This is a genomic window from Roseateles cavernae (assembly GCF_040187885.1).
Lineage (GTDB): Bacteria > Pseudomonadota > Gammaproteobacteria > Burkholderiales > Burkholderiaceae_C > Roseateles_E > Roseateles_E cavernae.
Map to the genome: position 1 here is coordinate 77,430 of NZ_JBDPLH010000012.1, position 10,468 is coordinate 87,897.

9 protein-coding genes are annotated in these 10,468 nt (G+C 68.3%); 7 read left to right on the forward strand and 2 right to left on the reverse strand.

The features are described 5' to 3' along the window. Positions 1-51 precede the first annotated feature (51 nt). Positions 52-834 carry an SDR family oxidoreductase gene (locus tag ABGI63_RS23150; RefSeq protein ID WP_349744923.1) on the forward strand — a complete coding sequence of 261 codons (783 nt, stop codon included), beginning with the start codon at positions 52-54 and terminating at the stop codon, positions 832-834. Positions 835-838: 4 nt separating this feature from the next. After that, on the forward strand, positions 839-1,498 hold the full coding sequence (locus ABGI63_RS23155; RefSeq protein WP_349744924.1) for a YceH family protein: 660 nt from the start codon (positions 839-841) through the stop codon (positions 1,496-1,498). Positions 1,499-1,507: 9 nt separating this feature from the next. Here ABGI63_RS23155 and ABGI63_RS23160 read toward each other — a convergent pair whose 3' ends face one another. Beyond that, positions 1,508-1,975 carry an Lrp/AsnC family transcriptional regulator gene (locus tag ABGI63_RS23160; RefSeq protein WP_137941954.1) on the reverse strand — a complete coding sequence of 156 codons (468 nt, stop codon included), beginning with the start codon at positions 1,973-1,975 and terminating at the stop codon, positions 1,508-1,510. A 131-nt stretch (positions 1,976-2,106) separates the two neighbouring features. On the opposite strand from ABGI63_RS23160, the gene ABGI63_RS23165 reads away from it, so the two are divergent. Beyond that, the gene (locus ABGI63_RS23165) at positions 2,107-3,666 is read left to right on the forward strand and encodes an aminotransferase class V-fold PLP-dependent enzyme (protein WP_349744925.1); all 1,560 of its coding nucleotides are present in this window, start codon (positions 2,107-2,109) and stop codon (positions 3,664-3,666) included. Here ABGI63_RS23165 and ABGI63_RS23170 read toward each other — a convergent pair. Continuing rightward, the gene (locus tag ABGI63_RS23170) at positions 3,651-6,332 is read right to left on the reverse strand and encodes a TonB-dependent receptor (RefSeq protein ID WP_349744926.1); all 2,682 of its coding nucleotides are present in this window, start codon (positions 6,330-6,332) and stop codon (positions 3,651-3,653) included. The genes ABGI63_RS23165 and ABGI63_RS23170 overlap by 16 nt on opposite strands. A gap of 304 nt (positions 6,333-6,636) precedes the next feature. Between ABGI63_RS23170 and ABGI63_RS23175 the strand changes: the two genes are divergently transcribed. From ABGI63_RS23175 to ABGI63_RS23190, 4 genes are read left to right on the forward strand one after another with little or no spacing between them, the layout of a single operon-like run. Further along, positions 6,637-7,872, forward strand: a complete 1,236-nt coding sequence (locus ABGI63_RS23175) for a cyanophycinase (RefSeq protein ID WP_349744928.1) — start codon at positions 6,637-6,639, stop codon at positions 7,870-7,872. Positions 7,873-7,889: 17 nt separating this feature from the next. After that, complete coding sequence (locus ABGI63_RS23180; RefSeq protein WP_349744930.1) at positions 7,890-8,579, forward strand: ABC transporter permease; 690 nt, start codon at positions 7,890-7,892, stop codon at positions 8,577-8,579. Continuing rightward, on the forward strand, positions 8,576-9,262 hold the full coding sequence (locus ABGI63_RS23185) for an ABC transporter permease (protein ID WP_349744932.1): 687 nt from the start codon (positions 8,576-8,578) through the stop codon (positions 9,260-9,262). Before ABGI63_RS23180 ends, ABGI63_RS23185 begins: the two co-directional genes overlap by 4 nt. A 4-nt stretch (positions 9,263-9,266) precedes the next feature. Then, entirely contained in the window at positions 9,267-10,391 is a 1,125-nt protein-coding gene (locus ABGI63_RS23190) for a succinylglutamate desuccinylase/aspartoacylase family protein (RefSeq protein WP_349744933.1), read from the forward strand. Positions 10,392-10,468 lie beyond the last annotated feature (77 nt).

Below are 10,468 nucleotides of genomic sequence, written 5' to 3' on the forward strand. Positions count from 1 at the left end.
TTGGGCGGCCCATGCTATCGTTTCCTCCAGCAGTTTTCCGAGGACGAGACCATGAGCTACAGCATTGACTTATCGGGCCGTGTGGCCCTGGTGACCGGCGCCTCCAGCGGCCTGGGCGCGCAGTTCGCCAAGACCCTGGCCAAGGCCGGGGCCGGGGTGGTGCTGGCCGGTCGGCGCCTGGACCGGCTCAAGGCCTTGCGCGCCGAGATCGAGGCGGCCGGCGGCGACGCCCATGTCGTGACCCTGGACGTCACCGATCTGGACAGCATCAAGTCGGCGGTCGCCCATGCCGAGACCGAGGTCGGCACGCTGGACATCCTGATCAACAACTCCGGCGTCAGCACGACGCAGAAGCTGGTCGATGTCAGCACCGATGACTACGACTTCGTGATGGACACCAATGTGCGCGGCGCCTTCTTCGTTGCGCAGGAGGTCGGCAAGCGCATGCTGGCGCGGGCCCGCGGCTCGGCGCCGGGCACCTTCATCGGCGGGCGCATCGTCAATATCGCGTCGATGGCCGGCCTGCGGGTGCTCAGTCAGATCGGCGTCTACTCGATGAGCAAGGCCGCCGTGATCCACATGACCAAGGCGATGGCGCTGGAGTGGGGCAAGTACGGCATCAATGTCAACGCGATCTGCCCCGGCTATATCGACACCGAGATCAACCACCACCACTGGACCACCGACGGCGGCAAGAAGCTGATCGACCTGCTGCCGCGCAAGCGCGTCGGCCATCCGCAGGACCTTGACACCTCGCTGCTGATGCTGTGTGCCAACGAGAGCCATTTCATCAACGGGGCCGTGATCCAGGCCGATGATGGCTTCGGAGTCTGAGCGCATGTCGACGCTGCGTGACCTGACCCCTTTGGAGGCCCGCGTGCTGGCCGTGCTGGTCGAGAAGGAGCACACGGTGCCCGACAGCTACCCGCTGTCCGTCAACGCGCTGACCCTGGGCTGCAACCAGAAGACCGCGCGCGACCCGGTGATGAATGCCTCCGAGTCCGAGGTGCTGCAGGCGCTCGATGAGCTCAAGGCCATGCACCTGATCAACACCGTCAGCGGCAGCCGCGTCGTGCGCTTCGAGCACAACGCCGCGCGCGTGCTGGGTGTGCCCGGTGCGGCGCTGGCTTGTCTGACCCTGTTGATGCTGCGCGGGCCGCTGACCGCCGCCGAGCTGCGCCTGTACACCGAGCGCCTGCACCGCTTCGCCGACATCTCCTCGGTCGAGGGCTTTCTCGATGAACTGGCCAGCCGCGAGCCTCAGCCCTATGTGATCAAGCTGGCCCGTGCGCCGGGTGCGCGCGAGTCGCGCTGGGCCCATCTGCTGAGCGGGCCGGTGGCGCAGGACGCCTACAGCGGCGGAGCAGCGGCACCGGCGCTGCCGCGCGAGCAGGAGATCGAGGCCTTGCGCGCCGAGCAGCTGCGCCTGCGGGCCGAGGTCGAGGCCTTGACGGCCCTGGTCCACCGCATGGCCGCCGAGCTGGGCATCGCGGCCTGACGCAGCGCTTCACTTCACATAGCTCAGCGGCAGCGCCGTCGTCAGCTTCAGCTCCTCCATCGCGAAGCTGGAGCTGACGTCGTGCAGCTCGGTGCCGGCGATCAGGCGCTTGTAGACCGCGTCGTAGGCCGCGATATCGGGCACGACCACGCGCAGCAGATAGTCGACATCGCCGCTCATGCGGTAGAACTCGACCACCTCGGGAATCGCCTGGATGGTGGCGCGAAAGCGCTCGAACCACTCCTGGCTGTGGATGCTGGTGCGCACCGAGACAAACACGGTGACGCCCACATTGATCTTGCGCGCGTCCAGCAGGGCCACCTGGCGGGTGATCACGCCGGCTTCCTTCAGGCGCTGGATGCGCCGCCAGCAGGGCGTGGTCGAGAGGCCCACCTGGGCTGCGATCTGCGCCACCTGTTGCTCGGCGTCCTGCTGCAGAAGTTCAAGAATTTTCAGATCCAGGGAATCCAATTTCATAATTATTCTCTATTGAGGAATTGGATTGCATAACAAAGCGGGAAGACGGTCAATAACGAACGTCGTTTCCGGCCTCGGCCGCGCAGAATTCCGGGCATCAGCAAAGCCAGCGGTGCCCCGCGCCCGATCTCATGGAAATCTATCTCGATGCCAATGCCACCACGCCGGTGCTGCCCCAGGCCCGCGACGCCGCGCTGGCGGCGATGGCCGAGGACTTCGGCAACCCCAGCAGCATCCACAGCACCGGGCTGAAGGCCCGCGCGCTGATGGATGCGGTGCGCGCGCAGGCGCGGCGGGTGCTGGGCGCGCCCAGCGGCCAGCTGCTCTTCGTCAGCGGCGCGACCGAGGGCATACAGACGGCGGTGCTGTCGGCGCTGAATGCCTTGCGGGCCCGTCGCGATGCCGGACAGTTCGTTCCCGATCTGCTGCTGTATGGCGCCACCGAGCACAAGGCCGTGCCCGAGGCGCTGAAGCACTGGAATGCACTGCTGGGCCTGAACTTTGTCGTGCAGGCGATTCCGGTCGGCCGCGATGGCCGCCACGATCTGGACTGGCTGCGCGCCCAGGCGCCGCGCGCCGGCCTGGTCTGCACCATGGCCGCCAATAACGAAACCGGCGTGATCAGCGATCTGGACGGCATCGCGGCCGCGCTGGCCGACAGCCCGGCGCTGTGGCTGGTGGACAGCGTGCAGGCCCTGGGCAAGCTGGGCCTGGACCTGGCCGGGCGCCGCATCGACTACGCGCCGTTCTCGGGCCACAAGCTCTATGCGCCCAAGGGCATAGGCCTGCTCTATGTGCGCGAAGGCGCGCCGCTGACGCCCCTGATGGCCGGCGGCGGCCAGGAGGGCGCGCAGCGCGCGGGCACCGAGAATGTGTCGGGCATTGCCGCGCTGGGCGCGGTGCTGGCGGCGCTGGATGAGGGCAAGACCTTCAAGCACCATGCCGTGCTGGCCGGCTACCGCGAGCGCCTCGCCGACGCGCTGCGGCAGGCTTTTCCCGGCCTGGTCTTCAATGCGCCGCCAGATCTGTGCCTGCCCACCACGCTGAACTTCGCGGTGCCGGGCCTGAGCGCCAAGCTGCTGCTGGACCTGTTCGACGCCGCCGAGATCCGCGTCAGCGGCGGCTCGGCCTGCGGCGCCGCGAAGGCCCAGCCCAGCTATGTGCTGGAGGCCATGGGATTGCCCGACTGGCAGACGGCCTCGGCGGTGCGCCTGTCCTTCGGCCCGGCCACCGAGCCCGAGTTCATCGCCCAGGCCTGCGAGCGCATCCGCGCCTGCGGCGAGTCCCTGCGCCAATGCAGCGCCGGCCCGCGCCCGCTGCACCCCGTGCTGTCGCTGGAGGGCGGTGATGCGCAGGAGCAGCGGTCGGAGCTGGACGCCGCCGCCGTGCGGGCCCTGCTGCAGCAGCACCCCGAGCTGCTGCTGGTCGATGTGCGCGAGCCTTATGAGCAGCGCATGGGCCTCAGCCTCGATCTCGGCACGGCCTTACCCTGCCAGGCCGTGCCGCTGTCGGCGCTGCCCGAGGCGCTGCCCGGCTGGCTGGCCCTGCCGGCCGGGATGCCGCTGCTGTTCTTCTGCCGCAGCGGCAAGCGCAGCGCCCAGGCCGCGAGGGCGCTGCGGCGGCTGGGCCGCGACCAGGCCTTCAGCCTGGCCGGCGGCCTGGCGCTGTGGCCCGCTCAGCGGAAGCTGTAGCTCAGGCTTGCAAACCAGGTCCGGCCGCGCGGGTCGGTGTAGGTCGGGTCATAGGTGGACAGGAAGTAGTAGGACTGGTTGCTGAACGGCGGGTCGGTGTTCAGCAGGTTCAGCAGGCCGGCGCGCAGCTTCAGGTCCTTGCTGATCGCGTAGCTGCCGCTCAGGTCCCACAGCGCATAGGCCTTGACCTTGCGCGGCTGGGTGTCGGGCAGGTAGCTGTCGTCGGTATGGGCCGAGAAGTAGCTATTGCCCAGGGTCAGGCTGGCCGGGCCGAGGTCCCAGTCCAGCGACAGGCGATGGCGCCAGCGCTGGATGGTCTGGTCCTGCAGGAAGCGGCCGGCGTTCTCGATGAAGGGCTCGGTCTTGCCGAACTGGCGCTTGTACTCGATCACATAAGTGCCGCTGAAGTTCACACCGAAGCGGCCGGCTGCCGTGCTGGCCGAGCGCCAGCGGCCTTCGAGGTCCAGACCCGAGGTCTTCAGGCCGCCCTGGTTTTCCTTGCGCAGTATCAGGGTCGGGAAGTCGTCGATCGGATCGCGTTTGATGTAGGCGGCATAGCGATCCGGGTTCTCCAGGATGATCTTGCCGGACAGGTCGCTGATCACATCGGTCTTCTTGATATGCCAGTAGTCGACGCTGACGCTGGTGTCGCGCAGCGGTTCGAACACCAGGCCCAGCGAGAACTGCTTGCTCTTCTCGGGCTTCAGATCGGGGTTGGCGACCTTCTCGGTGGGGTACTGCTCGAAGGAGTCGTAGACGCCGTCGTACAGGAAGGCGGCGCTGGTGCCATAGGAGGTCGGGCGGTAGAGCTCGCTGAAGCTCGGCGCCCGGAAGCCCGTGCCGGCCGAGGTGCGCACCAGCAGCTCCTTGTTCGGCTGCCAGCGCAGGCCCAGCTTGGGGTTCACCGAGCTGCCGACGCGCTGGTAGTGGTCGGCGCGCAGCGCGGCCTGGATCTCCAGGGTCTTGCTATAGGGCGCGCTGATCTCGGCATAGGCCGAGCTGATATTGCGGCCGTTGCGGGTGGCGACGAGTGCCGGGCTGGTGCCGCTGCCGTCACGGTCGCCGCCGATATTGTTGCTGACCAGCAGGGCCGAGGGTGTGAACTTCTGGGTCTCGCGGCGCAGCTCGGCGCCGAAGGCCACGCCGATATCGCCGCCGTCGAGCTGACCCAGGGTGCCGGTGATCTTGGCGTCCAGGCCCGAGGTCGTGCCCTCGCTGCGGCGCGCCGCATCATCGATGCGCAGCGACTGGATCAGCGCCTGGCTGGCGGCCGGGCTCGCCCCGAAGGGGTTGATCTGGCCGCCCCGCACGGCCGCCAGCAGCTCGTTGAACTTGAAATAGCCGTTGACATAGCGGTCCTCGACCTTGTTGAGCGCATGGCTGGCGCCCACCGTGTAGTCCCAGCTGCCGAAGGTGCCGGTGGTGCCGACGACGACGCGATTGGCTTCGCTGCTCACCTCGCTGCTGCGGTTGCCCAGCTCGGTGGCGCGAAAGCGCACTTCGAAGCTGCTCGGGTGGTTGACCGGATTGGGCAGGAAGGCGTTGATCGCGCTCCAGTTGACGCCGGAGAGCGTGGTCGGGTTGGGCGACAGCACATACAGCGTCTCGGCCCGCGCCAGCATCAGCTCGGCAAAGACCTGCTGGCCGCCGCCCAGATCGGCAATGCCGCGGCTGAGGAAGGCGATCTTGTCGGACTGGGGATAGACCTCGGTATCGGCCATATAGTCATAGCCGCAGGCCTGGGTGCCGACCAGCTCGGTGTAGACCGAGGCGGGCGGGTTGCAGCCCGGTGCGAACAGATTGACCGTGCGCTGGTTGTAGGGCTGGCCGTTGAAGCGGTAGCCGGCGGCGTTGATCGCGGCCAGCTGGGCGTTGCGGGTGGCGGCCGTGCCCGACAGACGGATATTGCCCGGGAAAGGGCGGCTCGACAGGTAGTAGGGCACGGTCTCGGCCAGCGGACGCTCCTGGATGAAGTCGCGCTGGGTGCTGCGCAGCGCGTCCAGCTGCTGGATGTCCAGCGTCGCGAAGACATTGAAACGGTCGCGGCTGAGGTCGCCGACACCACCGCTCAAGGTCACTGTGCGCTTGCCGGCGCCGCCGTCCTGGGTGTCGGCCACATAGGCGCTGATGTCGACGCCGCGATAGTCCTGGCGGGTGATGAAGTTGATCACGCCGCCGATCGCGTCGGTGCCGTAGATGGCCGAGGCGCCGTCCTTCAGGATCTCGACGCGCTGGATCGCGCCGGCCGGGATGCTGTTGAGATCGACCCCGGCGCTGTCGCCGGGCGAGGCGAAGTTGGCCAGGCGGCGGCCGTTCAGCAGCACCAGGGTGCTGGAGACGCCGATGCCGCGCAGATTGGCGCCGTTGAAGCCGCGCTGGCCGCCGGTGTTGTCGGTGATCGAGGCGCCGTCACCGAGATTGGCGGCGCTGGCGCTGATGTTCTTCAGCAGCTCGGCGGCGGTGGTGACGCCGCTTTTGTCGATGTCGTCACGCTTGATGGTCTGCACCGGCAACGCGGTCTCGCCGTCGATGCGCTTGATGCTGGAGCCGGTGATCTCGACGCGCTCGAGCTTGGCCTCTTGCGCCAGCGCGGCGCTGCTGAGCAGCAACAGGCTGGCCTGGGCCAGCAGATGAAGTTGGGGGCGGCGGAAGCGGGGCATGGACATGGAAAGCCTCTTTGGCGAACGGTGGAGGGAGCGGGCCCTGGACTGCAGGCCTTGAGGCGACTCTAGAAGTCGGCCGCAAGTTGCGGGGATGGGGTTTTGGCGGGGCGGTCGCTTGTGCGCAAGTCCTCGTCGCTTGCGTGCAAGCCCTTGTTGCGCCGGGGCCTGCGGCCTGTCGCGCTCTTGCGTGAATGCGACATGCAGTTGCGGCCTCGGTGCAGCGAGGGCTTTTCCAGGGCCTTACCCGCTGGCCGGGCGCGGCGACGGCTGACAAGATGGCAGCCATCGACCACCAGACCGACGCTCCATGCCTTTCTTGAAACTGTTTCTGCTGCTGGCCGCGCTGCTGCAGGCCGGCCCTGCCAGCGCCCAGACCGCCATCGCGATCGGCGGCGCACTGAAATTCGACAACGATGCGGTCTGGAGGCGCATCGTCGACGAGGCCGGCGGCCCCGGCGCACGCTTCGCGGTGTTCGCCACCGCCGCCGGCAACCCCGAGCGCAGCGCCCGCCAGATCATCGAGGCGCTGAACCGCAACGGCGCCCAGGCCGAGCACATCCCGGTCGCCCCGCGCCTGAAGGGCGAGGACCTGCAGGCCCGCCTCAACGACCCGGCGCTGATCGCCCGGGTGCGCGAGTCGCGCGGCGTCTATTTCTCCGGCGGTGCCCAGGAGCTGATCGTCGACACCTTGCAGCCCGCTGGCCGGCCCACCGAGATGCTCAAGGCGATCTGGTCCGTGTTCGAGCGTGGCGGCGTCGTGGCCGGCAGCAGCGCCGGCGCAGCCATCATGAGCCGCACGATGTTCCGCGATGCGCAGGACACGCTGAAGGTGCTGAAGGGCCAGCTGCGCGAGGGCATAGAGACCGACCGGGGCCTGGGCTTCGTCGGCCCGGATCTCTTCATCGACCAGCACTTTCTCAAGCGCGGCCGCTTCGGCCGCATGCTGCCGCTGATGCAGGCCCAGGGCTACCGGCTGGGCCTCGGTGTCGAGGAGAACAGCGCCGCGGTCATCCGCAGCGGCGAGATCGAGGTGATAGGCGCCAAGGGCGCGCTGCTGGTGGACCTGGGCCAGGCCACGCATGACGCCAAGCTGGCCGCCTTCAATCTGCGCGGAGCCAGCCTGAGCTATCTGGACCGCGGGGATCGCCACTCGCTGAAGAGCGGCCTCACCACGCCCTCGCCGCAGAAGGCCAGGGACCTCTTCATCGACCCCCATGCCACCGGCTTCAAGCCCTATTTCAAGAGCGTGCCTTTCTATCCCGACATGCTGGGCGATACCACCATCGTCAACGCGATGGGCCAGCTGCTGGACAGCCCGGCGAGCGAGGCCCGAGGCCTGGCCTTCAGCGGTCAGCCGCTGGCCGACGATGCAAAACCGGACCTGGCCTTCGAGTTCCGGCTCTACAAAGGCCCCGACACCCGCGGCTGGTTCACCGGCGCCTTTGGCGGCGAGGACTACACCGTGGTCCGCATGCATCTGGATGTGCTGCCGGTGCAGATCAGGCGTCCTTTCTACCTGCCGATGAACGCGCCCACCCCCTGAGCCGCAAGGAGTTCCCGATGTTGCATGGATACGGCGCCAGCCTCGCCGAGGGCGCCCTGATGACGCTCGTGCTCGCGCTGGCTTCGCTGGGCGTGGCCCTGGCCCTGGGCCTGCTGGGCGCGCTGGCCAAGCTCTCGCACAGCCGGCTGCTGCGCGGCCTGGCCCAGAGCTACACGACGACGATACGGGCGGTGCCCGATCTGCTGCTGATGCTGTTGGTCTTCTTCGGCGGCCAGGCCCTGATCAACGAGATCGCGCTGCGCCTGGGCCATCAGGACTACATCGACATCAATCCCTTTGTCGCCGGCGTGGCCACCATCGGCTTCATTTTCGGCGCCTACCTGACCGAGACGTTTCGCGGCGCTTTCATGGCCGTGCCGCCGGGCCAGCGCGAGGCGGCCCAGGCCTTCGGCATGGGCGGGTGGCGGGTGTTCTCGCGCATCGTCGCGCCGCAGATGCTGCGTCATGCGCTGCCGGCGCTGGCCAACAACTGGCTGGTGCTGCTCAAGAGCACGGCCATCGTCTCGGTGATCGGCCTGACCGATCTGATGCACCGCGCCGGCCTCGCGGCCGGTGCGACCCGCGAGCCCTTTCTGTTCTACGGCACGGCGGCCCTGGTCTATCTGGCCTTCACCAGTGTGTCGGAGCTGGGCTTTGCACGCCTGTCGCGGCGCCTGGCCATCGGCGTCAAGGGGAGCCGGCTATGAACTGGGACCTGATTGCCGAGGCGCTGCCGCTGTATCTGCAGGGCGCCGTCACCACCTTCAAGCTGCTGCTGCTGGCCCTGCTGCTGGGTCTGGTCTGCGCCGTGCCGCTGGCGCTGCTGCGGGCCTTGCCCTCGCCTTGGCTGAGCCGGCCGGTGTTTGCCTTCACCTACTGCATCCGCGGCACGCCGCTGCTGGTGCAGCTCTTCCTGCTGTACTACGGCCTGGCCCAGTTCGAGGCGGTGCGCGAGAGCCTGGCCTGGCCCTGGCTCAGCTCGGCCTGGTTCTGCGCGGTGGCGGCCTTCGCGATCAACACCTGCGCCTACACGACCGAAATCATCGCTGGCGCGATCCGCGCCTTGCCGGCCGGCGAGATCGAGGCGGCCTATGCGATGGGCCTGAGCCGGGCCCAGATGCTGCGCCGTGTGGCCCTGCCCAGCGCGCTGCGCCGCGCGCTGCCGGCCTATGGCAACGAGATCGTGATGATGCTGCACGGCACCTCGCTGGCCAGCATCGTCACCTTGGCCGACCTGACCGGCGTGGCGCGCCAGTTCAACGCCACCCACTATCTGCCCTTCGAGGCCTATCTGACGGCCGGTGCCTTCTATCTGCTGATCACCCTGGCCCTGGTCGGTCTGCTGCGCGCTGCCGAGCAGCGCTGGCTGCAGCCGATGCTGGCCCGTTGAACCGATGCAAACCCTTCACCATGTGATCGAGCTGGGCACGCCCGGCACCCGGCGCGAGCTGCTGAGCCTGCACTACGGCCCCGATCAGGGGCGCAGCGGCCGCAAGGCCGTGTTGCAGGCCTCGCTGCATGCCGACGAGGTGCCCGGCATGCTGGTGGCTCATCATCTGCGCCAGATGCTGCAGCGCCTTGAGGACGCCGGGTCGCTGCGCGGCGAGATCGTGCTGCTGCCGGCCGCCAACCCGATCGGCCTGTCGCAATGGCAGCAGCTGGCCCATCAGGGCCGCTTCGAGGCCAACTCGGGCGAGAACTTCAACCGCCACTATGTCGACCTCAGCCGCCAGGCCGCCGAGCGCGCCGCGCCGCGGTTGACGCAAGACCCGACCCTCAATGTGGCCGTGCTGCGCCAGGCCTTGCGCGAGAGCCTGGCGGCGCTGCCGGTCAGCAGCGAGCTGCAAAGCCTGCGCAAGATCCTGCTGGGCCTGGCGATCGATGCCGATGTGGTGCTGGACCTGCACTGCGACTGCGAGGCCGTGCTGCATCTCTACAGCGCCACGCCGCTGTGGCCGCAGGCCGAGCGCCTGGCCCGCCATCTGGGCGTGGGCCTGAGCCTGCTGGCCAATGAGTCCGGCGATGAGCCCTTCGATGAGGCCTGCTCCCAGGTCTGGTGGCGGCTTGGCCAGATCTTCGCGGGCCGCCATCCGGTGCCGCAGGCCTGCTTCGCGGCCACCATCGAGCACCGCGGCTACGGCGATGTCGGCCATGGCCTGGCGGTGCAGGATGCAATGGCCATCCTGGCCTTTCTGAGCGAGCGCGGCTTCATCGATCAACCGGTCAGCGAGCCGCCGCCGCTGCGCCGGGCCGCCCGGCCGCTGGAGGGCTCGATGCCCTTGCACGCGCCGCATGCCGGCATCCTGGTGTTTGCACGTGCGCCTGGCGACGAGCTCAGGGCAGGGGAGCTGATCGTCGAGCTGATCGACCCGCTCAGTGGCGCAATCACGCCGCTGCTGAGCCCGGTCGACGGCCTGCTCTATGCCCGCGAACACCGCCGCTACGCCCATGCCGGCCTGCGCCTGGCCAAGATCGCCGGCGAGCAGGCGCTGCGCAGCGGCAAACTCCTGAGTGCCTGAAGAAAAAGAAACCATCATGGACAGTCTTGTTGTTGAAAACCTGCACAAACGCTATGGCGAACGCGAGGTGCTGAAGG